This is a genomic window from Deinococcus sonorensis KR-87 (assembly GCF_040256395.1).
GTDB classification, from domain to species: Bacteria; Deinococcota; Deinococci; order Deinococcales; family Deinococcaceae; genus Deinococcus; species Deinococcus sonorensis.
The window spans coordinates 2241325-2267078 of sequence record NZ_CP158299.1; the positions used below are offsets into that span (position 1 = coordinate 2241325).

The following is a 25754-nucleotide window of genomic DNA, read 5'->3' on the forward strand; positions in this document are numbered from 1 at the left end:
TGGCTGATGTTCGGCCACCCGCACCTGCCTTGAGTTGTTGCCCTTTTCCTCAGCTCAGGCGCAGTTCCACCGAAGCAGCCGGGTCCTGCTCCAGCAGCCGGCGCAGCGGTTCTTCACCGTGCTTGAGCAGGTAGGTCAGGAAATTCATCTCGCGCTCCTGCGGCACGCCGTTCGGGAGCAGGTGCAGCTTCAGCCGGGTCAGCTGGCGGCTGCGGTCGTCCTCGGCGCGGGCCAGCGCGCGCACCGCCCGCTCCTGCAGCCGGGCCAGCTGACCCAGGCTGCGGGTCTGGACCCGCAGGGCCGCCGTTTCCAGGGTCGGGTCCAGTGCGGCCAGCTGTCCGGCCAGCGTCTGGAACTCAGCGGCCAGGCGCGTGAGCTGCTCGGCCGACACCGCGCCCGCTTCCCGTTCGCGGGCCAGCGCCCGGCCGAGGGCGGCTTCCGGGTCCTGCTGGAAGGTGGCGGCGTCCAGCCCGAAGCGGCCAAGCATCCGTGCCACGTTCGGTTCCAGCCACGTCACGCTCAAGCGCGGCCACAGCAGCGGCTGCTCCAGGCCATGCAGCGGATACACCTCGCGCAGCTGCGCTCCGTACGCGATTTCGCCCGGCCCCACCACAAAGGCCACGGTGGGCAGCAGCGCGTCCTGAATCACCGGACGCAGGCCCGCCGCCGGGGTGATGCGGCTGGGCTCCCCATCCAGCAGGGCGCTCAGCTCGCCCGCGCTGAACCGTTCGCCCTCGGCCTCGAAGCTGCCCTGGTCCTGGCGCAGCAGAATGCGCTGGCCGTCCTCGCGCTCCAGGAACAGGTTGGTGGCCCCTTCCGGTCGACGCAGCTGTGGCGTGTAGCCCAGCCGCTCCAGCTGAGCGGCCGCCTGCTCGATGCGGCGCGGCCCTTCCAGAGGGGCCGTCAGCTCGCGCTGCAACGCGCCCTTCATCAGCCCTGCCAGCGCCGGGTGCAGCGGGTCCAGCACCAGCAGGCCGGCCGGACCCAACAGGCGGTGCATCAGGCGGGCGAACACGTCGGCGTAGCTGCGCCCCTGCAGGGCGAAATTCAGGCGGGCGCGGACCTGCTCGCGGTAGACCGGCTGGGTCTCGAAGCAGTCGAGCAGCTCATGCACCTGCCGGGTCCATTCCGGCTGCCACGCGATGCGTCCCACCGGCACGCCGCGCGGCAGGTCCAGGGTCAGGCGGTGCAGAGTCTCGGCGTGGTCCAGCAGGGTGGTGCTGGCCACCTCGTCAGCGTCGTGGTCCTGGCTGGCGATCCAGTAGATGCCGACCACCGGGGCGTCGGGCCGGTCCAGCTGCCGGGCGAGCAGAGCGGCGCCGGCACCCTTGTGGACGCTGTAGGCGGGACCGCCCAGCAGGCCAGCCTGCTGCCCGGTGACCACCACCCGCGAGGCCGGATGGGCCAGACGCTCCAGCAGCGCCTCGCTGGTGGCGTCCAGCGTGCCCAGGTCCTGATGGTACTGGCGCAGGGCGCGGCTCAGCGCCTCCCGGTCCAGCTCCGGGCGCTCGAGACGGGCGGCCTCCTCCAGCTGATCCGGCGTCAGCCGGAACCGCTCCTGCAGCCGCCCGGCCCGGTAGTCGGCGGCGATGCTGCGGCGCGTCTGCACCGGGCTCACGAGCTCAGCGGATGCCGCGCTGCCACCTCCAGCCCGGAGAGGTCGGTGATCACGATGCGGCGGTAGCCCAGGTCCAGCAGCCCGCGCGTCCGGAAGTCGCCCAGCAACTTGGTGATGGTCTCGCGGGTGCTGCCGACCGTGTGCGCCAGGTCCTGATGCGAGATGCGGCCCTTGAGCGCCAGCTGCCCGTTTTCCAGCTCCGAGGCGTTGTCGTGCGCCAGCCCCAGCAGCGCCAGCGCCAGCCGCTGCGACACCTCCAGAAACACCAGCTGCGAGAGGCGCTCCTGCAGGTTGCGGGTCTGGCGGGCCACCTGGGCGGTCAGCGCCACCGCCACGTCCGGGTGCTGCCGGATCAGCGTGCGCAGGTGGTCGCCGCCCAGCACCAGCGCCTCCACGTCGTCCATGGCCTCGGCATACAGCCCGTAGCGGCTGCCGTCCACCAGGGTGGCCATGCCCAGCAGCTCGCCGGCGGTGTGCACATTCACCGTGACCTCGCGCGCGCCGCTGCCCAGCCGGTACAGCCGCACATGGCCGGAATTCAGCGCGTAGGCGGCGTCGGCAGCGTCGTCGCTGTGGTGCAGCAGGCTGCCGCGGGTCCAGTGGACCGTGCGGGCGGCGGCGGTCACCGCAGTCCGCGCCTCGGTGGTGAGTGCGCCAAAGAAACCAGGAAGCATATGGCCCACAGTATCAGGAGCTTTCGCCCAGGCCAAAGGCGGCCAAACGCACTTTTCGCGTGCTACACTCCCGGCGTTCGGGCGGCGTGGCCGTGCCACAGGCCGCCCACCGGAGGTACAGATGCAACTGTCAGCTTGGAGGAGGGCGTGACCGGGGAGCCCAGGTCCGGGCGCGTGCAGCTGCTGGGGCTGCCGCTCGACCCGGTGTCGCTGGAGGCGGCGCTGGACCTGCTGGGCGACTGGCTGGCCCAGCCGCGCGCGCCGCACACGGTGGTCACGCTCAACCCGGAATTCATCATGCAGGGCCGCAGCGACGAGACATTCACGTCAGCCATGCAGCGGGCCGATCTGGTGACGGCGGACGGGGTGGGCATCGTGTGGGCCGCCCGTCAGCTGCTGGGCCTGGAGGTGCCGCGCGCGCCGGGCTTCGACCTGAGTGCGGGCCTGATGCAGCGCCACGGCGCCAACCTGCGGGTGTTCTTCCTGGGCGCCCGGCCCGGGGTGGCCGAAGCCGCGGCCCAGCAGGCCGCCGCCCGTTACGGCATCGTGGTGGCCGGCACACACCACGGCTACTTCGACATCTCCGAGGACGTGCGGGTGGCCGAACTGGTGCGCGACAGCCGTCCGGACCTGCTGCTGACCGCCATGGGCGCGGCCCGGCAGGAGATCTTCAACGAATACTGGCGCGGCGTGATGAACGTCCCGGTGATGATCGGGGTGGGCGGCGTGCTGGACGTGCTGAGCGGCACTGCCAATCTGGCGCCGGCCTGGACACGGCGCATGGGCGTGGAGTGGGTCTGGCGGGTGGCGGGCGACCGCAGCCGCTGGAACCGCGCGCCCCGGCTGGCACAGTTCGTGCAGCTCGTGCGGCGTGAAAAGCGACTGCAGGGCCGCTCCTGACCCGCATTACCCGGGTCGGGAACGCGCGGTGCCTCGCGCGTACTGGCCGGGCGTGACGCCCACGTGCCGCCGGAACTGAGTGGAGAGGGCGCTCTGGTCGCTGAAGCCTGCGGCGAGCGCCACCTCCGCCAGACTCCAGCCGGCGGCAATCCAGGCCTGTGCCTGCCGAATCCGCGCCTGTACCTGATAGGCGTGTGGGGGCAGGCCCACCTCCTGCCGGAACACCCGGTTGAGGTGAAAGGCGCTGAGACCGGCCAGCTGGGCCAGGGTCTCCAGCGCCACCTCTTCGGTGGCATGGTCGTCCAGATACGTGCGCACCAGGCGCACCGCCGTCCGCTCCCGGCCCGTCCGGGCGGGGGACAGGCGCTCCTCGGCCAGCGTGGTCACCAGGCTGGTCAGGGCGGCCTGAAGGGCGCTTTCGCGGAACAGCAGCGAGGCGGACGGATCCGCAAGTGTGCGGTGGGCCGCTGTGAGCCGCCCCGCCACCTCCGGTGCCTCCGCCACACTCTGTGGAAAATACGGCGTCACCACCCGCCGGCCCGTGACCTCGGCTGCTACGCAGCGCAGCTGCTCCGCAGTGGGGTACAGCACCAGATGCAGATAGCCGTCCTCCGCGTACGAGTGCCCGGTGGTCACCTCGTCTGCGTTGATCATCATGACGCTGCCTGAAGGGGCGATCCGTTCCGCGCCCCGGTTCCAGAACTCCGCCGCGCCCTGATGCACCACCCCCACCGTGAACTCCTCGTGCGTGTGCCGGGCAAAAGCCTGCTTCACGAAGCGCGCCTGAAGCACGTCCAGGCCGCCCAGGAACGGCACGCGCCACAGCCGCGCCTCGTCTCGGCCGAGGCGTTTCCGGTGTGGCGGTGTGCCTTCGCTCATGCCCTCAGGATAGGCCCGCGAAAGGAATCTGGGGCCATCCGGGGCGCAAGTTTTTACAAGACGCATCGGGCCTTCGTTGGCTACCGTGCGGGCATGCTGATGCCCCCTCACGCTGCTGTCCGGGTGATCCGGTGATCCTGCCGACCCGCCCCCAGAGGCCCCGCGTCCACTACGCCTGGATCATCCTCGCGGTGTGCTTCTTCGGCATTCTGGCGGCGCAGGGCGTTCGCCTGGCCTTCGGTGCCTTCGTCACCCCATGGGAACACGAGTTCAGCGTCAGCCGCAGCACGATTTCCTTTGTGTCCCTGGTGAGCTTCGTGGTGTACGGCCTCACCCAGCCGCTGGTGGGCCGCCTGGTGGACCGGGTGGGGGTGCGGCGGGTGTTGTCGCTCAGCGTGTTGCTCGTGGGCCTGAGCCTGGTGACGGCGGCGTTCGTCCACTCGCCCGTGGCCCTGACCGTGGTGTACGGCATTCTTGCCTCGCTCGGGTTTGGCGGCGCGTCCGGCGTGGCCGCGTCTGTGGCCGTCACACAGTGGTTCAAGGCGAGGCGGGGTCTGGCGTTCGGCATCATCGAGGCGGGTTTCGGTGCGGGGCAACTGGTGCTGGTGCCGGCGTCGCTCTTCCTGATTGAGGCCTATGGCTGGCGCGTGACCCTGGGGGCGCTCGGCGCCTTCTCGGTGGTGATCGTGGTGCCGCTGCTGCTGACGTTCCTGCGGGCCGGCCCTGCCGATCTGGGGCTGCGTCCGTACGGTGAAGACACCTCGGATGAGCTGGCCCCGGACGTGACCACCGCCCCCACTGTGACGCCGGACCCACCGGCCAGCCGCGTGAATCTGTGGACCACGCGGGCGTTCTGGAGCCTGGCGTTGCCGTTCTTCATCTGCGGCGTGTCCACGACCGGCATGATTGATACCCACCTGGTCCCATTCGCCCACGATCACGGCTACTCGACGGGCGTGACCGGCGCAGCGGTCAGTCTGCTGGCGGCCTTCAACATCCTCGGCACACTGGCCTCCGGGCCACTGGCGGACCGGCTGGACAACCGCAAGATTCTCGGCACGCTGTATGCCGTGCGGGCGGTGACGCTGGTCGTGCTGGTGGTTGCACCGCACCATTCGGTGTGGCTGATGGGGTTTGGGATGGTGTTCGGGCTGGTGGACTTCGCGGTGCTCGCGCCCACCCAGGTGCTCGCCTCCCGCCTGTTCGAGGGCCACTCGGTCGGGACCGTGTTCGGTCTGCTCTCGCTCAGTCATCAGCTCGGGTCGGCCCTGGGCGCGTACCTGCCGGGCGTGCTGTACGACCTGACCGGCAGCTACACCGTGGCGTTCCTGGCCGCCGCGGCCGGGCTGGTGCTGGGCTCCCTGCTGAGCTTCAGCGTTCCGCGGCATCCTCTCCTGCCGCGCACCCATTCGGTGACTGCATGACGAGGCTACGTGGCGGGTGGCCTTGGACATCTGAGGCTGTGCGTTCCGTTGGCTCAGCGGGGAAGGCTGGCCCTCAGGCATCCTGAAGCGCCAGGCAGAGCGCCTGGAGGAGGGCCCGCGTGAACCAGTCGCCTGAGTGCCTGAAGCGGGGGCTGGTTCACGCAGATTGCGGAAAGTCCTGAAAACGCCCGGTCCTGCCACAGGTCAGACGGCGATCCTGGCTCAGAGCGGCAAGAAGGTGGCCCACTACCACTGTTCCTTGACAGCAAGCGGGGCGGGCCTGAAGGTGGCCCGCCCCGCTCTCTCGTTGCCCTTTAGTTCCGGCGCGGACAGCGGTACAGCTGGACGCTGCGGGCCGTCAGGTTCACGGCGCTGCCGGCCTGGACCCGCGTTCCGGCGGCGTTGTCGTCCGTGGTGTCGAGCAGCAGCTCCCACTGGTCACACTCGGTGATCTTGGGCAGGGTGAAGTCCAGGTCCACGTGCGACGCTGACAGCATCAGCAGCAGGTGGTCGTCGCGCAGCGGCTGTCCTTCAGCGTCCAGGTCGTTCAGGCCGTTGCCGTCCAGGAACATCGCCAGGCTCTGGGTCTGGGCGCTGCTCCAGTCCTGGTCGGTCATCATCTCGCCGTCGTGGCGCAGCCACAGAATGTCGCTGACCTGCCCACGGATCGGGCGGCCCGAGAAGAACTTGCGCCGGTGCAGCCCCGGATGCTCGCGCCGCAGCCGGATCAGCCGCCGGGTGAATTCCAGCAGGCCCTGATCCTGGTTTTCCCAGTCGAACCAGCTGATCTCGTTGTCCTGGCAGTAGGCGTTGTTGTTGCCCTGCTGGGTGCGTCCGAACTCGTCGCCGCCCAGCAGCATCGGCGTGCCCTGCGACAGCATCAGCGTGGCCAGGATGTTGCGTTGCTGACGCGCGCGCAGCGCGTTGATGTCCGGGTCGTCGGTGGGGCCTTCCACGCCGCAGTTCCAGCTGCGGTTGTCGTTGTGGCCGTCCTGGTTGCCTTCCTGGTTGGCCTCGTTGTGCTTGTCGTTGTACATCACGGTGTCGCGCAGCGTGAAGCCGTCGTGGGCGGTCACGAAGTTGATGCTGGCGTACGGCTTGCGCCCGTCACTCTGATACAGGTCCGAGCTGCCGGTCAGCCGGTAGCCGATCTCGCTGGCCAGCCCGCCCTCGCCCTTCCAGAAGGCGCGCATGTCGTCGCGGTAGATGCCGTTCCACTCGGCCCACTGCACCGGGAAGTTGCCCACCTGATAGCCGCCCTCGCCCACATCCCACGGCTCGGCGATCAGCTTGGCCTGCCCGATGGTCGGGTCCTGATGGATGATGGTGAAGAAGCTGCTCAGCTGGTCCACCTCGTGCAGGCCGCGTGCCAGGGTGCTGGCCAGATCGAAGCGGAAGCCGTCCACGTGCATCTCGCTGATCCAGTAGCGCAGGCTGTCCATGATCAGCTGCAGCGTCTGCGGGTGGCGCACGTTCAGGCTGTTGCCGGTGCCGGTGTAGTCGAAGTAGAAGCGCGGGTTGTCCTGCACCAGCCGGTAGTAGGTGGGGTTATCGATGCCTTTGAAGCTGAAGGTCGGGCCCAGGTGGTTGCCCTCGGCGGTGTGGTTGTACACCACGTCCAGAATCACCTCGATGCCGGCCCGGTGCAGCGCCCGCACCATCTCCTTGAACTCGCGCACTTCGCCGCCCAGCTCGCCACGCCGCGCATACGCGCTGTAGCGCACGTCCGGCGCGAAATACGCCAGCGAGCTGTAGCCCCAGTAGTTCGTCAGGCCCTTGTCGAGCAGGAAGGGGTCGTCCACGTGCTGGTGCACCGGCATCAGCTCGATGGTGGTGATGCCCAGCGTCTTGAGGTACTGCAGCACCGGCTCGGTGGCGATACCGGCGTAGGTGCCGCGCAGCTCTTCTGGCACGTCCGGGTGCAGCATGGTCAGACCCTTGACGTGGGCCTCATAGATCACGGACTGGTGCAGCGGAATGTTCGGGCGATGGTCCCCCTGCCAGTCGAAGGCGTTGTCCACCACCACGGCCAGCGGGGCGCCGTGCTGCGGTTCGGTGGCCGGGTCGAAGTCCTCGTTGCCGCCCATCTGGTAGCCAAAGACGCCCTGGTCAAACTGTTCGGTGCCGGCCAGCGCGCGGGCGTACGGGTCGCTCAGCACCACCTGCGGGTTGAAGCGCAGGCCACGCTCCGGGGCGTACTCGCCGTCCACCCGGTAGCCGTACCGCTGCCCGGGGCCGATCTGCGGCAGGTACACGTGCCAGATGAACGCGGTCTGCTCGGGCATCTGCACCTGGGTCTCCCGGCCCTGCTCATCAAAGAGGCAGAGCGTGACCTTGCGGGCGTTCTCGCTGTAGAGCGCGAAGTTGGTGCCCTGGCCGTCCCAGATCGAGCCGAGCGGGTAGCTGCGTCCGGGCAGTTGCCGTCCGGTGTACGGAACGGCAGCCGGGGTGGCGGGAGGAGTGGGCGCGCTGAGGTCGGTCTTGGTCATGATTGTGCTCCTGGGGGCGGGGTGCCGGTGGGCAGCCGCCCCTTAGTCAACAGAGGGAATTGGGTCTGGTCAGTGGAGAGGAAGCCGGTTCATGCACCGGAAATGGAAGTGCTTCCACGCTCCACTTGACGCCCTCATCATGGCGCAAGGGTGGCCCCGGCTGACAGGGCCACCCCTCCTCAGAGATTGTTTACATTAACTGGGGAAGTCAGTCAGCTCAGAAGCCCAGCCGGGCGCGCGGGTTGCTCAGCCGCGCCAGCGCGTCCGGGGTCCACAGCTCGTAGCTGTAGGTGGGGTACTGCTGCTTGAAGCGCCCGATCCGGTCCCACACGTCGCGGCTCTCGCGCGGCGTGACCAGAATCAGCCGGACCACGCTGTCCATGTTGTCGTAGACGTAGAAATCGAAGTACATGGCCTGCTCGGTGCCGCTGGGCGTGAACAGCGGAAACGAGAAGGGCCGGTAACGCCACACCTTCCTTCGTTCCTGCAGGATCTGGGCGGCCAGCCGTTTCAGGGCGCTCTCGGGAAAGGTGTGCACCTCGCCGTCCCGGTCGCGGAACTTGGCGCTGGCGGGGGGCGCGTCCAGCTGCGGCGCGTCCTTGCGCGGCGGGTTGGGGCGGCGCGGGCCACCGGGCCGGGCCGGGCGGGAGCCGCTGCTGGCCGACTTGGTGTCGGTGGCCCCGGCGCGGGGCGTGGGTTTGCGGGTAGGTTTCTTGCCCCTGGTCATGCCGGCAGTCTAGCAGCGCCGCTCCGGGCCAGCCGAGGCCCGGTACAATACCGGCCATGAAACCGCTCGCCCTGACCACCCTGCTGCTGGCCGCCGGCGCCCAGGCCCAGAGTGCCGCGCCGGCTGCGCTGCCCGACTGGACCGGACAGATCATCTATCAGGTGATGCCGGACCGCTTCTCGGACGGCGACGCCACCAACAACCAGGGCGTGGACAAGACCAACCTGCGGGCGTGGCACGGCGGTGACCTGACCGGCCTGACCAGCCGCCTGAACTACATCCAGACGCTGGGCGCCACCGCGGTCTGGCTGACGCCGATCTACCAGCAGAAGGACGGGCTGACCGACGGCACCGCCGGCTACCACGGGTACTGGCCCTACGACTTCCGGAGCGTGGACCCGCACTTCGGGACCCTGGCACAGTTTCAGGGCTTCACCCAGAAGGCCCACAGCCTGAACCTGCGGGTGATGCTGGATCAGGTGATCAACCACTACGGTCCCGGCGCGCCGGCCACCCGCGAGCATCCCGGCTGGTTTCATACCCAGCAGGACTGCGACCGGGCCATGACCCCGGCCCAGCACGACACCGACTGCCCGCTGAGTGGCCTGCCGGACCTGAACCAGCAGGTGGGCGAGGTGCAGGACCTGCTGTACGGCAACGCCGACTTCTGGCGGCAGCAGGGGGTGGACGCCTTCCGCTACGACGCCATCAAGCATGTGGACGCCACCTTTCTGCAGCGGCTGGTGACGCGCGACCGGGCTGCCGGCACCTTCACGCTGGGCGAGTACTACGGCGCCGACGCCGCTACCATCCGCGAGTACCAGCAGCTGGGGCTGTCCAGCCTGTTCGACTTCTCGCTGCAGGACGCCATGAACAGGAGCGTCATGCACGGCGCCGGCTTCGGGCCGCTGCGCTCGGTGCTGACCCAGAACCAGCAGGTGCCGCAGCCGCAGCTGATCGCGGCCTTCCTGGACAACCACGACCTGCCACGGTTTGCCAGCGGCACGCTGTTCGAGGACCAGGGGCAGGCCCGCACCGCCTACGCCCTGCGCGCCCTGATGACGCTGCCGGGCATTCCGGTGCTCTACCAGGGCATCGAAATCGCGCAGCGGGGCGGCGCCAACCCGGACAACCGCCACGACATGCGCTTCGAGGACCAGTGGACGCCCGCCGAGCGCGCGGTCTTCCAGACGGCCCAGGACGCCATCACGGTGCGCAAGGCCAGCCCGGCGCTGTCGGGCGGCACCCTGCAGCTGCTGGACGTGCCGGACAGCGTGAATTCCCAGCTGCTGGTCTACACCCGCACCGCCGGCAACCAGACGGTGCTGGTCGCCTGGAACAACCAGGACGCCCGCCGCACCTACTCGCTGCGCTCCACCCTGGCCGGGCAGCCGCTGACCGGCAGCCTGTTTCACGAGCCGGGCGGCCAGCCGCAGAACGCCGGGATGAGCGTCAGCGGCGGCTACCTGCACCTGAGCTTGCCGGGCCGCACCGCCGCCGTGTTCGTGCTGGGCCAGTAAGCCGCCTCAGCGCCAGGTGTCCGCGTGATCGCGGGCAAACTGCTCAAAGGAAATGGGCGCCCGGCCGGTCACCCGCTGCACGTCGTCCGTGACGGTGGCGGTGTAGCCGGCCCGCACCATCTGGTACAGGTTGGTCATCAGGCCCACGTAGGCGTCGGGCGCGCCGGCGCGGCCCATCACCTGCTGATACTGCTCCTCGCTGATCGGCTGGTACTGCACCTCGCGCCCAGTGGCCGCCGAGATGGCCGCCGCCACCTCAGTGCGGGTGAGCGCTGCCGGGCCGGTGATGCCGTAGGCCTGTCCGGCGTGGCCGTCGGTCGTCAGGGCCGCCACGCCCACCGCCGCGATGTCGCGGGCGTCCACGAAGCCGGTGGCTGCGTCGCCGGCCGGCTCCAGCAGCTGACCCTGCTCCCGGATGCCGCCGGCCATGTCGGTGCTGTAGTTCTGCATGAACCAGTTGGGGCGCAGGAAGGTCCACTGCAGGCCGGACGCTTCCAGGTGCCGTTCCACGTCGCGCAGCGGGTTGTCGCCCTGCTCCGCGCCCAGCGCCGAGAGCCGCACCACGTGCTGCACGCCCGCTTCCTTCGCCAGGTCCACCACGCGCTTGACGGGGGCTGCCGGCATCGGGCCGGGGGAGGCGAGGTATAGCCGGTCCACACCCTGCAGCGCAGCGTGGACGCTGGCCTCATCGTTGAAATCAAAATGAACGACCTCGGTGTCCGGGAAGGCGGCCCGGGCCTTCTCCACCGTGTGTGCGCCGACACGCACCGGGGTGCCCTGTGCCTGGAGTTGCCGGACGATCTCGCTGCCGACCTTGCCGTTCGGGGTGGTGATCAGAATCATGGTGAACCTCCTGCTGCAGCGTACGGCCAAGCGAACTTTTTGGGAAGTACATACCTTTTGGTGCGTATAGGTGTAGCATGGTGGCATGACCATGGCCCTCAACGTGCTGAGCCGCTCGTGCCCCTCCAATTCCGTGCTGGAGCTGATTGCCGGCAAGTGGAACATGCTGGTGGTGTACGCGCTGCGTGACGGGACGCTGCGTTACAGTCAACTGCACACCGCCATCGAGGGCATCTCGCAGAAGATGCTGACCCAGACGCTGCGCGACCTGGAGCGCGACGGTCTGGTGGCTCGCCGGGTGTATCCGGTGGTCCCGCCGCACACCGAGTACTGCCTGACCCCGCTGGGCCGCAGCCTGCAGGAGGTGGTGGTGCAGATGGGGTGCTGGGCCGAGCAGCACATGATGGAGGTGCTGAGCGCCCGCGCCGACTACGACGGCCAGGGGCGGACGATGCCCGGCTGAGTGCACTTCCCTATACTGCCCGCATGCTCGGAATCATCGGTGCCATGCAGGAAGAAGTGGAGCTGCTTCAGGAGGAGCTGGAAGGCCTGACGCGCATTGAACATCCCGGCGTGACGCTGCTGCGCGGCCGCCTGGATGGCCAGGAGGTGTTGCTGACGGTGGCCGGCATCGGCAAGGTGAATGCGGCCATGACCACCACCTACCTGCTGATGGCCGGCGCGACCCGGGTCATCTTTACCGGAGTGGCGGGCGGGGTGCATCCGGAGCTGCGGGTGGGGGACATCGTGGTGTCCACCGACTGCGTGCAGCACGACGTGGACGTGACGCCGCTCGGCTACGAGCTGGGCGTGATCCCCGGCGAGACGCTGGCCTGGACCGCCGACGAGGCGCTGCGCGAACTGGCGCTGAGCGCGGCCCATGAGCTGCCGGAGCTGCACGTGATGGCCGGACGGGTGGTGAGCGGCGACGTGTTCGTGGCGGACCGCGACCGGGTGGCGTGGCTGTGGCAGACCTTCGGAGCTGCCTGTGCCGAGATGGAGGGGGCGGCGGTGGCGCAGGTGTGTGCCCGGCATGGGGTGCCGTTCGTGGTGATCCGCTCGGTGTCCGACACCGCCGACGGCACGGCCAACGTGGACTACCGCGAGTTCATGCCGCGGGTGGCTCGGCACGCCAAACAGGTGGTGCGCGGCATGACCCGCCGGCTGGCCCAGGCCTGAGGTGACGTCGGTCCTGCGCGGGGCGCTGGGCCTGGGCCTGCTGTTCGGCTTCGCGGTGCTGGGGCAGGCGCTGGTCGGCTGGACCCGCCTGCCGCTGCCCGGCTCGGTGGTGGGGCTGCTGCTGCTGCTGCTGGCGCTGGCGACCCGGCTGGTGCCGCTCGCCTGGGTGGAGGGCGCCGCCGACACGCTGATCGGGCTGCTGTCACTGCTGTTCGTGCCGGCGGCGGTGGGCGTGGTGGACTACCTGGGGTACGGCCGCGCGTGGCCCGGCTGGCTGCTGGTGATGGCCGCCGGCGTGCTGATCGGCGGGTCGGTGGCGGGGCTGCTGGCCACCCGGCTGGGCGCGGTCCCGGACGGGGGAGACCGGTGAGCGCTCCGATGCTGTGGCTGGCCGTCAGCCTGCTGGCCTATGCCCTGGGCGCGGCGCTCCAGGCGCGCACCCGCTCGCCCCTCATGAACCCCACCCTGATTGCCTGCCTGATCGTGGTGCCGCTTCTGCTGCTGACGCGGACCAGCTACGCCGCCTACAGCGCCGACGCGCGGCCACTCAGTGCCCTGCTCACCCCGGCGGTGGTGGCGCTGGCGGTGCCGCTCTACCGCCAGCGCGCCCTGATCCGCCGGGCATGGCGGGCCGTGCTGCTCGGCGGCGTGGCCGGCACGTTGCTGTCCTCGGCGGTGAACGCGCTGGGGGCGCGGCTGGTGCAGGCCCCGCGCGAGGTGCGGCTGGCCCTGATCACCGATCCGGTCACCAGCCCGGTGGCGTACGCCATCGCCCAGCGGCTGCACGGCGCGCCCTCGCTGGCGGCGGCCTTCGTGATTCTGGTGGGCCTGATCGGGGCGGTGGCGCTGCCGGGCCTGCTGACCCGGCTGGGCGTCCACGCGCCGGTCGCGCGGGGGATCGCGCTGGGCGCCGTGGCCCACGGCATCGGGACCGGCCGGGCGCGCGAGGAGAGCGACCTCACCGGGGCGGCGGCCAGCGTGGGCATGTGTCTGGGCGCCCTGGTGATCACGCTGGTCAGCGCCGTCCTGTAGCCTGCTTTCTTCAGGGTTCCCCAAGGTAGAGCGGGCCGGCCACGGCCTACCATCGGCCCATGACGCCATCATCTGCCGCCCTGCGCCCTTCCCGCCCGACCTGCGGTGCCGCATGAAGCTCAGCGATCACGTCTACGCGCTGGACCTCCAGGCCACGCTGAGCGGCGGCCAGACCTCCATCTACCCCGCCCTGATCCTCGATGACCTACAGGGGGCCACCCTGGTGGACACCGGCATGCCCGGCATGCAGGACCTGATCGAAACGGCTCTTCGGGAGGCCGGGCTGGGAGTGAAGGACCTGCGACAGATCATCATCACCCACCACGACCTGGATCACATCGGGTCGCTGGCCGTGCTGGTGGCCGCCAGCGGCGCGCAGGTGATGGCGCTGGAGCAGGAGGTGCCGTATCTGGTGGGCGACCTGCCCTCCCAGAAGACGCCCTCGCCCGAAATGCGCCAGCGGATGCTCGACACGGCCTCGCCCGCGCTGAAGGCCTACCTGCTGGACCCGCCGCGCATCGCGGTGGACCGGGTGCTGCAGGACGGTGAGGTGCTGCCGATGGCGGGCGGCGTGCGGGTGGTGGCCACCCCGGGCCACACCACCGGGCACCTGAGCCTCTTCGTGGAGCAGGACGACATCCTGATCACCGGAGACGCCATGACCAGCAGTGGCGGAGAGTTGCACGGGCCGATGGAGCGTGCCACCCCCGACATGCCGGAGGCGATCCGCAGCGTGGAGAAGCTGAGCGCCCTGCCGGTGCGGCAGATCCTGACCTACCACGGCGGCCTGGTCCGTGACGAGGCGTCGGCACAGCTCGTGAAGGTGTCGCAGGCACTGAGCGCCGGCTGAACACAGGCGCTGTGATGCTGTCAGGGCGGCCGCATGAAAGAGGCCGCCCTCTGCCGTTGTTCCCTCAGGAGGCGTCCTGCGGGGACAGCTGCGTTTCCGTGACGGGGGTGAGGGCGGCGTTGTCCTGCTCGCCGGTGCGGATGCGGACCACCCGTTCCAGCGGCTGCACGAAGATCTTGCCGTCCCCCACCTCGCCGGTGCGGGCCGACTGAAGGATGGCCTGAATCGCCACCTCCACGAACGGCTCGCTGACCGCCATTCTGAATTCCACCTTCTCGTGAAACTCGACCATCACGCGGGTGCCCCGGTAATGCTCCACCACCTCCCGCTCGCCGCCGTGCCCACTGACCCGGCTGAGCGTGATCCCACTGATGCCCGCCTGAAACAGCGCTTCCTTGACCGCTCCGATCCGCTCGGGGCGCACCACCGCCGTGATCAGTTTCATGCTTCCAGCGTAGACGGGCGGTGGGGTCCGGACACGGCCGCTGTCCAGTTCCGGTGGGCGCTCTGGGCCGCTGCGTCACTTCGCTCTCATCAAAACGCCCCTGGCTTCATCTGTTAATCTACCGGCTATGCGGATACGTCTCGACCCCTGGCCCGTGGACACCCAGAGCGGCCAGCTCTCTCTTCACGCCTTCAATGGGGAGGCCATCGACATCGAGACGCCGAGGTGGGCGGCCATCGCCCCACGTGACATTCCCCAGCGCCTCAAGCGCGTCTATGTGGTGGACGGCAAGCCGCGCATGGAAGCCCGGCTGCTGATTGAGGACGATCAGGGGCAGAGCAGCTTTGCCGGGTACGGCGCGTTCGTGGCCGGCGCCGTGGACCTGTGCCCACACGGCAGCCGCCCCGCCGAGCTCAAGGACGTGCGGGTCCAGCGGGTCCTGGCCCACGGCGCCAACATGCAGCTCAGCCCGGTACAGCTGTCGCCGCGCAACCCCCATACCGGTCAGCTGGAGTACCGGCCGTCCGGGTTCCCGGCGGACCGGGACGAGGCCACGGCGCCGGCTGCCCACATCCAGGCACTGATGCTGGAGGCCGAGCAGCAGCTGTCGCACGGGCTGGCCAGCAGCGTCCCCTTCGACGAGGACGACGACCGCGAGGTGCTGAGCGCCCTGACCATCCAGGACGGCACCCTGCGCGGCCGCAACCTGGGCGGCGCGGTGGTCGGCTGCGTCAAGACGCTGCACACCATGTACATCGACCCGGGCCGCATGGAACTGCTGGCCCGCCTGAAGCCCGGCGAGCGCACCCCGATCCTGCACCTGCGCTACGGCCACAACCAGTTCACCCGCTTCTCGTGGTACGTGCGGCTGTGCGAGGCGCCGTTCCACCTGCACCCGCTGGCCGGCGTGATGCGGCTGGAGATGTACGCCCCGGAGGAGCCGGATTTCCTGCCGCCCATCGTACGGGCGGTCGCCAACGTGAGCGGGACCCTGCTGTGCCGGCTGGCCGGGCAGGCGCATAAGGACCCGCGCGCGCCACAGAACCTGATTCCCACCGCCGCTCTGGAAACCGCCATGGGCCGCAGCATGGGCGACCTGAACCTGGTGACCCGGCGCATCCGGGCGCACATCGCCGCCGAGCTGGGAGCGGCGGTGCTGGGCGGGGTGGCCTGATGCTGGGCCGGGTGCTGGGCACCGAGGACGCCACGCCCACCAGCTTCTGGTTCCTGGTGGCCAGCGGCCAGAGCGTGCAGCTGGACGATCTGGTGGTGGCGCGTACCCGCCGCCCCGACGGGCTGGAAGTGGCGTTCTACGGGCTGGTGGAGAGCGTGCGCAAGCGGCACGAGGGCGTGAGCTTCGAGTCGGACGTGGAGGACGTGATGGCGGGCGTGCTGCCGGCCAGCGTCAGCTACGCCGCGCGGGTGCTGGTGACACGGGTGGATCCGGAGAACTTCGTGCCGCCGCAGCCGGGCGACCCGGTGCTGCACGCGCGCGGCGCCGACCTGCACATGGCGCTGTCCGCCGACAAGATGAAGGACGCGGCGTTCCCCGGCGGCCTGCTGGCCGACGGGCAGGTGATGCCGCTCAACTACCGCTTCGTGAACGGTGAGAGCGGCGGGCATATCAACATCTCCGGCATCTCCGGGGTGGCCACCAAGACCAGCTACGCGCTGTTCCTGCTGCACAGCATCTTCCGCAGCGGGGTGCTGGGCAAGGGCGCCAGCGACACCCGGGCCGTGATCTTCAACGTGAAGGGCGAGGACCTGATGTTCCTGGACCGGCCCAACCGCAGCGCCAGCGAGATCGAGGCGGGCGTGCAGCGCGGCAAGGGGCTGGCCGCCAACCGCTACCAGTTGCTGGGTCTGCCGCAGGAACCATTCCGCGACGTGCAGTTCCTGGCGCCGCCCCGGCCGGGCGGCACCGGCAGCAGCATCGTGCCGCACGTGGAGCAGCGCACCAGCGGGGTCACGCCGTTCGTGTTCACCCTGCGCGAGTTCTGCCGGCGCCGGATGCTGCCCTACAGCTTCGCGGACCGCGACAGCAGCCTGAACCTGGGCTTCGTGATCGGCAGCATCGAGGAGAAGCTCTTCCGGCTCAGCCGGGACGGGGAGCAGCCGTACCTGACCGTGGCCGACTGGAAGCCCGACACCGACGTGATGCTGGACGAGGAACTCCAGTTCAGCGAACTCGGCGAGGTCCGCGTGGACACCTTCCCGAAGCTGGTCAGCTACCTGGAATACAAGCTGCTGGACGAGAACGACGGCAACGGCGACCCGCGCTGGGTGGGCAAGCAGGCCCCGGCGACCCTTCAGGCGTTCATCCGGCGGCTGCGCGGCGTGCAGAAGCACCTCGCGCCGCTGATCCGCGGCGACCTCAGCGCGGCCCAGGCGGCCCAGTATCGCCCGGACCTGACCCGCCCCGACCGGCAGCTGAGCGTGGTGGACATTCACAAACTGTCCGGGCACGGCCAGATGTTCGTGGTGGGGGTGCTGCTGCGCGACCTGTTCGAGTACAAGGAGCGCACCGGGCGCAGCAACACCATCTTCGTGGTGCTGGACGAGCTGAACAAGTACGCCCCGCGCGAGGGCGACAGTCCGATCAAAGACGTGCTGCTGGACATCGCTGAGCGTGGCCGGTCCCTGGGCATCATCCTGATCGGGGCGCAGCAGACCGCCTCAGAGGTGGAGCGCCGCATCGTGAGCAACGCGGCCATCCGGGTGGTGGGCCGCCTGGACATGGCCGAGGCCGAGCGCCCCGAGTACCGCTTCCTGCCGCAGAGCTTCCGCGCCCGGGCCGGTATTCTGCAGCCGGGCAGCATGCTGGTCAGCCAGCCGGACGTGCCGAATCCGGTGCTGGTGAACTACCCGTTCCCCGCTTGGGCCACCCGCCCCGACGAGGTGGAGCAGGTGACAGAGGCGGCCGAGGTGGAAGGCAGTATGCGCGACCTGTTCGGGCTGTAACCAGGGGCAGAGCGGTGGGCGGAGCAGGGCGTCAAGCACCGGGCCGCCCCGGTGCACGGAGAGGCGGATTGGAGACTCTGTATCAACGGGCAGGCCGTCCTGCCCGGCAGAATGAAGACCAGAGACGCTGGGCGAAGGAGGGCATCATCCTGCCAGCTGAAGCTTAGCCTCTGCCCTTCTGCCCTTTCAGCTGCCTTTTCCCCAGCTCAGCGTGACCTGCACCTGGGCTTCGGCGTCGGCCACCAGTTTCAGCACGCTGCCGGACTTGATGGTCAGGCCCAGCGTGACGCTGATCTGGGCCGGGTCCAGGCCGTTCAGGCCGTCGTAGAGGCGCTGCAGCACCGCCCGCATGCTGTTCACGGCCTCCCCGAAATCCTCCAGAGGGGTACCGAGGGCCTGGGCATGGGCCTGCACCGTGGTCGGGGCGTCCACCAGCAGCACCACCCCGCCGTCCTCCATGTTCACCTGGAAGGCCACCTCGGGCCTGGATGTGGTCATGGGTCAGCGTACCGCAGGGCATCTGGCTGTGCATCAGGCGCTACCCTGGGCCGCATGAGTGTCCACCTGAATGCCAGTGAAGGCCAGATTGCCCCCACCGTCCTGCTCCCCGGCGACCCGCTGCGCGCCCAGCACATCGCCCAGACGTTCTTCGACAACCCGGTGCAGCACAACTCGGTGCGCGGCATGCTCGGCTACACCGGCACCTACCGGGGCCAGCCGGTGAGCGTGCAGGGCACCGGCATGGGCATCGCCAGCGCCAGCATCTACACCCACGAGCTGATTCACAGCTACGGGGTCCAGACGCTGGTGCGGGTCGGCACCTGCGGGTCGTACCAGACGGGCGTGCACGTCCGCGATCTGGTGCTGGCGCAGGCCGCCTGCACCGACAGCAACGTCAACCGCATTCGCTTCCAGGGGCTGGATTACGCCCCCATCGCGGACTTCGGGCTGCTGATGGCCGCGTACCAGCGGGCCCAGGCGCACGGCTTCAGCACGCACGTCGGGAACATCGTTTCCAGCGACACCTTCTACCAGGACAACCCGGGCGTGATGCAGCGCTGGGCCGAGTACGGCGTGCTGGCCGTCGAGATGGAGGCGGCCGGGCTGTACACCATCGCCGCGAAGGCCGGCGTGCGCGCCCTGACCGTCCTGACCGTCAGCGACCACCTGATCACCCACGAGGAGACGACCGCCGAGGAACGTCAGACCACCTTCAACCAGATGATCGAGGTGGCGCTGGAGGCCGCGCTGGGCCTCAGCTGAGCGGATATGAGGGAGGGGGCCGGAACAGCATTCCGGCCCCCTCCCTTCATTTCACCCGCACGCCCTTGCTGCCCGGCTGGGTCCGCACCCACTTCACGAAGCGCTGCACCTCGGGCTGCTGCCGCAGCGCCTCCAGGCTGCTCAGGTCGCGGCCCAGCTCATGGTTGGAGTACAGGCGGTGCAGCATCTTGTGGCAGGGCGGACACAGCTGAGCGGTGGGCAGGTCCACCACCCGCTCGCCCCGCCGCCGGCCCACCACCCGCGGCACCAGATGGTGCAGGGTGGTGCGCGGCACGTCCCGGCCACACAGTTCGCACAGTGCCATCAGCGCCCGGGTTCAGTCGTCCACGTACATCACGTAGTCCACGCCGTCAAACAGTCCGCCCAACGGGTAGCGCGGGACCGAGGCCCGGCTGCCGCCCAGGCTGAACGCCTCGCGGCCCAGCAGCGTCTGCTCCATCTGGGCGCGGTCGGCCTCCGACATCTGGCCCATGCGGCTCTGCGGCCCCATCTGGGTGCCGTGGGCGGCCAGCGCGGCCTTCTTGCGCCCGGCGTAGCGGCTCACGTCCATCCGCACCAGCGTCGTCTGCTCGCTGACTCCGTAGATTTCCGGGTCGTTGCCGGGGTTGAACATCTCCATGCGCTTGGCGGTCTCCAGGCTCAGCGCGGTGAAGTACAGCCGCTGCGGCGCGCCCTGCAGGTGCCCGGTCGAGAAGAAGGCCGCACTCGTGGCGCGGTGCACCTGAATGTGGTCCACGTGGCCGTAGCCGCCGTGCGGGTCGAAGGTGATGATCACCTGCGGCCGGTACTCCTCGATCAACGCGCGTATGTCCTTTTCCAGTTCGAACACGTCCACGTTCATCAGGGCCCGGGGATCGTCGTGGCGGGTGCGTTCCTCGCGGCCCGAGTCGTGGTAGCCCAGGAACACCGGGGCCGGAATGCCCAGGGCCTCGCAGGCGTTGCGCAGTTCCTGCTCGCGCTGGGCGCCCAGGTCCTCTACCGTCATGCTGGGGTCGGTGATCTTGCCGGCCTCGCCCCGGGTGGCGCAGGCCAGCACCACCCGCACGCCGCGCTCGGCGTAGTAGGCGAGCGTGCCGCCCACGCTGAAGGCCTCGTCGTCCGGGTGGGCGAACACGGCCAGGATGGTCGGCGCGTTGATGTCGCGGTACTTCAGATTGAAGGTTGGATCGAAGCTGGTCATAGCGGTCAGTGTAGCCACTTTGCTGCCGGCCTCATCCGTCTGCCTCCGCCGCGGCCAGCGTCAGCCCGCGCTGGTAGAAGTCCCAGCACTCGGCGGTCCAGCTCTCGTAGATGCGCCGCTCGTTCGCCCGGTCGGCGGCCTCCAGCGCGTGCCCCAGCGCCTGAAAGAAGCGGCTGCCCTGCTCCTGCATCGCCCGCGCGGTCCAGTAGCGTTCGCCGCGCATCATCTGCTCCACCTGACTCATGAACAAATTCTGCCTGCTACCTTGAGCCATGTCTGCCGTCGTGGCCATCACATCTGAAAAAGGCGGCGTGGGCAAGAGCACCCTCAGCGTCCATCTCACCGGCGCGCTCGCGGAACGGGGCCTGAACGTCGTGCTGATCGACGAGGACGGCCGGGTCGGCTCCAGCGTGGGCTGGGCCCGCCGGGCCGCGCAGCACGGCCCCGGCCCCGGCCTGCCGTTCGAGGTTCTGCTGCCCGACGAGGTCCGGCCCAAACGGCTGCGCGAACTGGACGCGGTGCTGATCGACACCGAGGGTCGCCCCAAGCGCCGTGAGCTGCGCGACCTGTCGGAGCGGGCCGACGTGATCCTGCTGCCCAGCGGCGTCAGCACCCTGGAGCTGGAAAGCACCCTGCACCTGGCCGAGTATCTGGTGGGGGAGGGCGGGGCGCGGCGCAAGCTGCGGGTGGTGCTCAACCGGGTGCCGCCGGTGGGGCAGGCCGGCGCCCAGGCCCGCGAGGACCTGCGCGACGCGGGCCTGACCGTCTGCAACACGCTGGTGCGTCAATACGCGGTGTACGTGCGGGCGGCGGAACTGGGCGTGCTGTGCCGCGACCTGCCGGACGAGCGCGCCGCCCAGGCCTGGGCCGACATCGTGAGCCTGTCGAGGGAAGTGCTGTGAGCGGGGGGAGAGCGCATGGCTAAGCGGTTCGCCTATCTGGACGGTCAGAAGCTCAAGCGCAAGGAGGCGGAGAAGCTGTCCAGCACCGAGCGGCTGGAGATGGTGTACGTCCGCAAGGAGACGCTGCGCGCGGTCTGGCGGCAGCTGGACCGGGGCCGCAGCGGCAACATGAACGAGCTGATCGAGGACCTGCTGCTCCGCTGGCTGGGCGAACAGGAGCGGCGCTCGAAGGACCACTGACGCGGCGGCTCGGGGCAACTTCTGGCGGCCGGGCGGCGTACCCTGCCTCATGACGAGCCCCTCTCCGGCCCTGGAGCTGCAGCACCTCCGCAAGACCTTCTCGGGCCGGCCCGCCGTGGACCGGCTCAGCCTGACGGTGCCGCCGGGCGAGCTGTATGCCCTGCTCGGCACCAACGGGGCCGGCAAGACCACCACCCTGCGAATGATCGCCGGCCTGCTGGCCCCGGACGGCGGCGACGTGCGGATCTACGGCCACAGCGTGTTGAAAGAGCCGCTGGAGGCCAAGCGGCGGCTGGCCTACCTGCCGGACGACCCGATGCTGTACGGCAAGCTGCGCCCGGCCGAGTACCTGGAGTTCGTGGCGGGCCTGTGGGGCATTCCGGCCGCCCAGGCGGCCCCCGAGGCCGAACGGCTGCTGCGCTGGCTGGACCTGTGGTCGCACGGGTCGGAGCTGACCGAGGGCTTCTCCAGGGGCATGAAACAGAAGCTGGCGCTGGCCGGCGCGCTGATCCACCAGCCGAGCCTGCTGCTGCTGGACGAGCCGCTGACCGGCCTGGACGCGGCGGCCGCCCGTCAGGTCAAGGACGCGCTGCGCGACTTCGTGGAGCGGGGCGGCGCGGTGGTGCTGACCACCCACATCATGGAGGTGGCCGAGCGACTCTCGGACCGCATCGGGGTGATCCGGGGCGGGGAGCTGATCGCCGAGGGCACGCTGGAGCAGCTGCGCGCCCGGGCCGGGCACGCGGGTGCCGGCTCGCTCGAGGACGTGTTCCTGGAACTGGTTCAGACTCCGGACGCCGATGTCGTCGCCTGAGCGCCCCTGGACGGCCCGGCGGGGCACGCCGGCCCGGCCCGGCTCGCTGCTATGGCTGCTGCGGATGCAGCTGCGGGTCAGCTGGCGCGTCCTGCTGGCTCAGCGCAGCACCCGCATCCTGGCGCTGGTGGCGGTGGGCCTGCTGGTGTTTGGGGCCGTGGCGGCGGCCCCCTGGCTGTGGCAGCTGCGCGGTCCGCTGGCGGCGCTGGGGCAGCTGCAGGGGCCGGGACTGCTGCTGGCCGGGGCCATCACGCTGCTGGTGTTCCTGCTGATGCTCTCGGCAGCCATCAGCGCCACCCTGGAAGCGCTGTACGAGCGCGGCGACCTGGACCTGCTGCTGGGCGCTCCGCTGCGCCCCCGGACCGTGCTGGCCTCGCGGCTGCTGGGCGTGGCGGTGTCTGCGGGCACGCTGTACGGCCTGCTGGCGGTGCCGGTGGTGGTGTTCGCCCTGGTGGCCGGGCTGTGGCGGCTGCTGGGCCTGCTGCCGTGGCTGCTGTCGCTGTCGCTGCTCGCCGCGTCGCTGGCCGGGCTGATCACGCTGGGGCTGGTGCGGCTGATCGGGGTGCGCCGGGCCCGCACCGCGGCGTCCATTGTGGGGGCGCTGAGTGGCGCCGCGTTTTTCATCGTGACCCAGCTGCAGAACCTGCGCGGGCGGGAAGTCTCCGGCGTGGTGACGCCGGAACTGCTGCAGCGGCTGCAACAGACCCTGCAGGGCGGCGGGCCGCTCGGCGAGGGCAGCGCGCTGTGGTACCCGGCGCGGGCGCTGTGGCTGGAACCGCTGCCGACCCTGACGATGCTGGCGGCGGCCGCCGTCCTGTTCGGGCTGAGTGTGACCCTGCTGGAGGGTGCCTTCCAGCGCGGCGCGCAGCAGGCGGGCATGCATGGCCGTGCTGCGCCACGTGGCCGCCGCTCGGCGCTCCGGCCGCTGCACTTTCGCAGCGGGGCGCTCGCTGTGCTGATCAAGGAATGGCGGCTGTTGGCGCGCGATCCGCTGCTGCTGTCGCGCATTCTGCTGCAGCTGGTGTATCTGGTACCGCTCGGCTTCGTGCTGCTGCGGCAGGGCGGCGCCGGTCAGCTGGTGGGGGGGGCCGGCATTCTGGCGCTCGGTTCGCTGGCCACCAGCCTGGCCCTGATCACCACCAACGGAGAGGAGGCGCCGGACCTGCTGCTGTCCGCGCCGCAGTCGCTGACGCGGCTCCGCTGGCTGCGGCTGTGGGCCGCCACCCTGCCGGTGCTGGGGCTGTGGCTGCTGCTGAGCGCCGCGGGCCTGTGGCACGCCCCTGGGCTGCGCTCGGCCCTGGGCGCGCTGCTGGGGCTGTGGGCCGTGCTGGGCAGCGCCCTGATCGTGCTGTGGCGGCCGATGGAGGTGCGCCGCGCCGACCTGTTCCGCCGGGGTGGGCAGCGCGGCGACCTGCTGATGACCGTCAGCACCCTGCTGTTGCAGGGCGGGCTGATGCTGGCGCTGTTCCTGCTGCCCACCCGGCCGCAGTTTGGCAGTCTGGGCCTGCTGCTGGCCCTGGTCGCCCCGCTGCTGGCGATGCGGCGTGGCCGGGCGGCCCGCCCGCAGCAGGCCTGAGCCGCAGGCTGTACCCGCTTCAGGGACAGGCGACCGCTCGGCCCGGGGGGGCGCGTATACTCAGCGATTGGGAACGGCAAACTGCCCAGGTACAACCCAGCAAGTCCGGACATCCAGTCCGGGGATCGTGCGGCCCCCTGGTCCGTCACGAGGAGGACACTGTGAAACTCCACGAGTATCAAGGCAAGGAACTGCTGCGCCGCTTCGGCGTGAATGTGCAGGAAGGCAAGGTCGCGTACACCCCCGACGAGGTGCGCACCATCGCCAACGAGTACGGCCAGCCGGTCGTGGTCAAGGCGCAGGTGTACGTGGGCGGGCGCGGCAAGGCGGGCGGCGTGAAGTTCAGCCCCACCCCCGACAAGGCCTACGAGAACGGTCAGAAGATCCTGGGCATGGACATCAAGGGCCTGACCGTCAACAAGGTGCTGGTCACCAAGGCCGTGGACATCGACAAGGGCGTGGAGTACTACGTCGGGATGATCGTGGACCGCAACGTCCAGAGCTTCACCCTGATGGCCTGCGCGGAGGGTGGCATGGAGATCGAGGAACTGGCTGCCGAGCGTCCGGAGGCGATCATCCGCCACCGCGTGGACCCGGTGACCGGCCTGCGCCCCTACGAGGCGCGCGAAGTAGCGCTCAAGGCCGGCTTCAAGGGCAACCTCAACAAGATCGCCGACATCATGGTCCGCATGAGCCGCGCGGCGCTGGAACTCGACGCCAACCTCGTCGAGATCAACCCGCTGTTCATTGACGAGAACGGCACCCCGCTGGCGCTCGACACCAAGTTCGATGTGGACGACAACGCCCTGTTCCGTCACCCGGACCTGGCCGAGCTGCGCGAGAGCGAAGCCGACCATCCGCTGGAGGTGGAGGCCGCCAAGTACGGCTTTGCCTACGTGAAGCTCGACGGCAGCACCGGCGTGCTGGGCAACGGCGCCGGCATCGTGATGACCACGCTGGACGTGGTGAACCGCGCGGGCGGCAAGCCGGCCAACTTCCTGGACATCGGCGGCGGTGCGCGCGCCGACATCGTGTACAACGCGGTCAAGCTGGTCAGCAAGGACCCGGACGTCAAGAGCATCTTCATCAACATCTTCGGCGGCATCACCCGCGCCGACGAGGTGGCCAAGGGCGTGATCCAGGCGCTCAACGAGGGCATCCTGACCAAGCCGGTGCGCATGCGCATCGCCGGGACCGCCGAGGATGAGGCCAAGGCGTTGCTGCAGGACGTGAACAGCGACCTGATCAAGATGTACCCCGATATGTTCCAGGCCGCCGAGGCCGCCGTCGAGGAGGCGAAGAAGTAATGGCGATTCTGGTCAACAAGGACAGCCGGGTGATCGTGCAGGGCATCACCGGCCGTGAGGGACTGAACCACACCAAGGCCATGCTGGCCTTCGGCACCAAGGTCGTGGGCGGCGTGACCCCCGGCAAGGGCGGCAGCGAAGTGGAAGGTCTGCCGGTCTACAACAGCGTGGCGGAGGCGGTGGAGGCGCTGCACCCGGACGTCTCGATCATCTTCGTGCCGCCGTTCGGCGCGGCCGACAGCGTGCTGGAAGCGGCGCACGCCGGCGTGGAACTGATCGTGCTGATCACCGAGGGCGTGCCGACCGTGGACATGATGCGCGCGGTGCAGGAAGTCAAGGCGCTGGACGCGGCTAGCCGGCAGGCGGGCGGCAAGGGCATCCGGCTGATCGGCGGCAATTGCCCGGGTCTGGTCAGCAGCGGCGAGACCAAGATCGGCATCATGCCCAACCGCATCTACGAGCAGAAGGGCCGCATCGGCCTGATCTCGCGCAGCGGCACCCTCACCTACGAGGCGGCCAAGCTGCTGGGCGACGCGGGCCTGGGCACCAGCACCACCGTGGGCATCGGCGGCGACCCGGTCATCGGGACCACCTTCGCGGACGTGCTGCCGCTGTTCGAGGCGGACCCCGACACCGACGCCGTGGTGGTCATCGGTGAGATCGGCGGTGCCGACGAGGAAGCTGCCGCCGAGTACATCGCCAGTCACATGAAGAAGCCGGTGGTAGCGTTCATCAGCGGGCGCAGCGCGCCGGCCGGCAAGCGCATGGGTCACGCGGGCGCCATCATCATGGGCAACGTGGGCACCCCGGAGAGCAAGCTGGCCGCCTTCGCCGCCGCCCAGGTGCCGGTGGCCGACACCATGCCCCAGATCATCGATCTGGTGAAGCAGGTGCTGAACAAGTAAGCGGC

General features: G+C 69.7%; 28 protein-coding genes. 17 read left to right on the plus strand and 11 right to left on the minus strand.

Annotation, left to right across the window (positions count from 1 at the left end; all coding sequences use genetic code 11):
* Positions 1–49 precede the first annotated feature (49 nt).
* A complete protein-coding gene (gene bshC, locus ABOD76_RS16285) occupies positions 50–1609 on the minus strand; it encodes a bacillithiol biosynthesis cysteine-adding enzyme BshC (protein WP_350245292.1) in 1560 nt (519 codons plus the stop codon).
* A gap of 5 nt (positions 1610–1614) precedes the next feature.
* Positions 1615–2292 carry a Crp/Fnr family transcriptional regulator gene (locus ABOD76_RS16290; RefSeq protein ID WP_350243012.1) on the minus strand — a complete coding sequence of 226 codons (678 nt, stop codon included), beginning with the start codon at positions 2290–2292 and terminating at the stop codon, positions 1615–1617.
* A gap of 147 nt (positions 2293–2439) precedes the next feature.
* On the opposite strand from ABOD76_RS16290, the gene ABOD76_RS16295 reads away from it, so the two are divergent.
* Positions 2440–3192, plus strand: coding sequence for a WecB/TagA/CpsF family glycosyltransferase (locus tag ABOD76_RS16295; RefSeq protein WP_350243013.1), 753 nt, complete (start codon positions 2440–2442; stop codon positions 3190–3192).
* Between the two features lie 6 nt (positions 3193–3198).
* On the opposite strand, the gene ABOD76_RS16300 is transcribed toward ABOD76_RS16295, so the two are convergent.
* Positions 3199–4071, minus strand: coding sequence for a helix-turn-helix domain-containing protein (locus tag ABOD76_RS16300; RefSeq protein WP_350243014.1), 873 nt, complete (start codon positions 4069–4071; stop codon positions 3199–3201).
* A gap of 131 nt (positions 4072–4202) precedes the next feature.
* Between ABOD76_RS16300 and ABOD76_RS16305 the strand changes: the two genes are divergently transcribed.
* Positions 4203–5495 carry an MFS transporter gene (locus ABOD76_RS16305; protein WP_350243015.1) on the plus strand — a complete coding sequence of 431 codons (1293 nt, stop codon included), beginning with the start codon at positions 4203–4205 and terminating at the stop codon, positions 5493–5495.
* A 314-nt stretch (positions 5496–5809) separates the two neighbouring features.
* On the opposite strand, the gene glgX is transcribed toward ABOD76_RS16305, so the two are convergent.
* Positions 5810–7984, minus strand: a complete 2175-nt coding sequence (glgX, locus tag ABOD76_RS16310) for a glycogen debranching protein GlgX (protein ID WP_350243016.1) — start codon at positions 7982–7984, stop codon at positions 5810–5812.
* 217 nt (positions 7985–8201) lie between these two features.
* The gene (locus ABOD76_RS16315) at positions 8202–8711 is read right to left on the minus strand and encodes a hypothetical protein (protein ID WP_350243017.1); all 510 of its coding nucleotides are present in this window, start codon (positions 8709–8711) and stop codon (positions 8202–8204) included.
* 56 nt (positions 8712–8767) lie between these two features.
* Between ABOD76_RS16315 and ABOD76_RS16320 the strand changes: the two genes are divergently transcribed.
* Positions 8768–10231, plus strand: a complete 1464-nt coding sequence (locus ABOD76_RS16320) for an alpha-amylase family glycosyl hydrolase (RefSeq protein ID WP_350243018.1) — start codon at positions 8768–8770, stop codon at positions 10229–10231.
* A gap of 6 nt (positions 10232–10237) precedes the next feature.
* Here the strand turns inward: ABOD76_RS16320 and ABOD76_RS16325 are convergent, their stop codons facing one another.
* Positions 10238–11074 carry an SDR family oxidoreductase gene (locus ABOD76_RS16325; RefSeq protein WP_350243019.1) on the minus strand — a complete coding sequence of 279 codons (837 nt, stop codon included), beginning with the start codon at positions 11072–11074 and terminating at the stop codon, positions 10238–10240.
* 85 nt (positions 11075–11159) lie between these two features.
* Between ABOD76_RS16325 and ABOD76_RS16330 the strand changes: the two genes are divergently transcribed.
* The 5 genes from ABOD76_RS16330 (at position 11160) to ABOD76_RS16350 (ending at position 14135) form a co-directional block, all read left to right on the plus strand.
* Positions 11160–11537 (plus strand): winged helix-turn-helix transcriptional regulator, encoded by a 378-nt coding sequence (locus tag ABOD76_RS16330; RefSeq protein ID WP_350243020.1) that lies wholly within the window; start codon positions 11160–11162, stop codon positions 11535–11537.
* Positions 11538–11560: 23 nt separating this feature from the next.
* Positions 11561–12253 (plus strand): 5'-methylthioadenosine/adenosylhomocysteine nucleosidase, encoded by a 693-nt coding sequence (locus ABOD76_RS16335; RefSeq protein ID WP_350243021.1) that lies wholly within the window; start codon positions 11561–11563, stop codon positions 12251–12253.
* 1 nt (position 12254) lies between these two features.
* Complete coding sequence (locus ABOD76_RS16340; RefSeq protein WP_350243022.1) at positions 12255–12623, plus strand: CidA/LrgA family protein; 369 nt, start codon at positions 12255–12257, stop codon at positions 12621–12623.
* Positions 12620–13285, plus strand: coding sequence for an LrgB family protein (locus ABOD76_RS16345; protein WP_350243023.1), 666 nt, complete (start codon positions 12620–12622; stop codon positions 13283–13285). The genes ABOD76_RS16340 and ABOD76_RS16345 overlap by 4 nt, the downstream gene beginning before the upstream one ends.
* Before the next feature lie 112 nt (positions 13286–13397).
* Positions 13398–14135: an MBL fold metallo-hydrolase gene (locus ABOD76_RS16350; protein ID WP_350243024.1), complete on the plus strand. Its 738-nt coding sequence runs from the start codon at positions 13398–13400 to the stop codon at positions 14133–14135.
* Between the two features lie 64 nt (positions 14136–14199).
* Here ABOD76_RS16350 and ABOD76_RS16355 read toward each other — a convergent pair whose 3' ends face one another.
* Complete coding sequence (locus ABOD76_RS16355) at positions 14200–14580, minus strand: P-II family nitrogen regulator (protein ID WP_350243025.1); 381 nt, start codon at positions 14578–14580, stop codon at positions 14200–14202.
* A gap of 127 nt (positions 14581–14707) precedes the next feature.
* Between ABOD76_RS16355 and ABOD76_RS16360 the strand changes: the two genes are divergently transcribed.
* On the plus strand, positions 14708–15754 hold the full coding sequence (locus ABOD76_RS16360; protein WP_350243026.1) for a DNA double-strand break repair nuclease NurA: 1047 nt from the start codon (positions 14708–14710) through the stop codon (positions 15752–15754).
* The gene (locus tag ABOD76_RS16365; protein WP_350243027.1) at positions 15754–17541 is read left to right on the plus strand and encodes an ATP-binding protein; all 1788 of its coding nucleotides are present in this window, start codon (positions 15754–15756) and stop codon (positions 17539–17541) included. Before ABOD76_RS16360 ends, ABOD76_RS16365 begins: the two co-directional genes overlap by 1 nt.
* A 186-nt stretch (positions 17542–17727) precedes the next feature.
* Here ABOD76_RS16365 and ABOD76_RS16370 read toward each other — a convergent pair whose 3' ends face one another.
* Complete coding sequence (locus ABOD76_RS16370) at positions 17728–18039, minus strand: hypothetical protein (RefSeq protein ID WP_350243028.1); 312 nt, start codon at positions 18037–18039, stop codon at positions 17728–17730.
* A 54-nt stretch (positions 18040–18093) separates the two neighbouring features.
* Here ABOD76_RS16370 and deoD point away from each other — a divergent pair, with 54 nt between their 5' ends.
* A complete protein-coding gene (deoD, locus tag ABOD76_RS16375; protein WP_350243029.1) occupies positions 18094–18804 on the plus strand; it encodes a purine-nucleoside phosphorylase in 711 nt (236 codons plus the stop codon).
* Between the two features lie 46 nt (positions 18805–18850).
* Here deoD and ABOD76_RS16380 read toward each other — a convergent pair whose 3' ends face one another.
* Genes ABOD76_RS16380 through ABOD76_RS16390 form a run of 3 tightly spaced genes read right to left on the minus strand, consistent with a single transcriptional unit; the run spans position 18851 to position 20249 of the window.
* The gene (locus ABOD76_RS16380; protein ID WP_350243030.1) at positions 18851–19129 is read right to left on the minus strand and encodes an HNH endonuclease; all 279 of its coding nucleotides are present in this window, start codon (positions 19127–19129) and stop codon (positions 18851–18853) included.
* A gap of 12 nt (positions 19130–19141) precedes the next feature.
* Complete coding sequence (locus ABOD76_RS16385; protein ID WP_350243031.1) at positions 19142–20005, minus strand: PIG-L deacetylase family protein; 864 nt, start codon at positions 20003–20005, stop codon at positions 19142–19144.
* Positions 20006–20036: 31 nt separating this feature from the next.
* The gene (locus tag ABOD76_RS16390) at positions 20037–20249 is read right to left on the minus strand and encodes a hypothetical protein (protein ID WP_350243032.1); all 213 of its coding nucleotides are present in this window, start codon (positions 20247–20249) and stop codon (positions 20037–20039) included.
* A gap of 28 nt (positions 20250–20277) precedes the next feature.
* Between ABOD76_RS16390 and ABOD76_RS16395 the strand changes: the two genes are divergently transcribed.
* From ABOD76_RS16395 to sucD, 6 genes are all read left to right on the plus strand, one after another.
* Complete coding sequence (locus tag ABOD76_RS16395) at positions 20278–20907, plus strand: ParA family protein (protein WP_350243033.1); 630 nt, start codon at positions 20278–20280, stop codon at positions 20905–20907.
* Positions 20908–20922: 15 nt separating this feature from the next.
* Entirely contained in the window at positions 20923–21147 is a 225-nt protein-coding gene (locus tag ABOD76_RS16400; protein ID WP_350243034.1) for a hypothetical protein, read from the plus strand.
* A 49-nt stretch (positions 21148–21196) separates the two neighbouring features.
* A complete protein-coding gene (locus ABOD76_RS16405; protein ID WP_350243035.1) occupies positions 21197–21961 on the plus strand; it encodes an ABC transporter ATP-binding protein in 765 nt (254 codons plus the stop codon).
* Positions 21948–23537 carry a hypothetical protein gene (locus ABOD76_RS16410; protein ID WP_350243036.1) on the plus strand — a complete coding sequence of 530 codons (1590 nt, stop codon included), beginning with the start codon at positions 21948–21950 and terminating at the stop codon, positions 23535–23537. The genes ABOD76_RS16405 and ABOD76_RS16410 overlap by 14 nt, the downstream gene beginning before the upstream one ends.
* Before the next feature lie 161 nt (positions 23538–23698).
* On the plus strand, positions 23699–24844 hold the full coding sequence (gene sucC, locus ABOD76_RS16415) for an ADP-forming succinate--CoA ligase subunit beta (protein ID WP_350243037.1): 1146 nt from the start codon (positions 23699–23701) through the stop codon (positions 24842–24844).
* Positions 24844–25749, plus strand: coding sequence for a succinate--CoA ligase subunit alpha (gene sucD / locus ABOD76_RS16420; protein ID WP_350243038.1), 906 nt, complete (start codon positions 24844–24846; stop codon positions 25747–25749). The genes sucC and sucD overlap by 1 nt, the downstream gene beginning before the upstream one ends.
* Positions 25750–25754 lie beyond the last annotated feature (5 nt).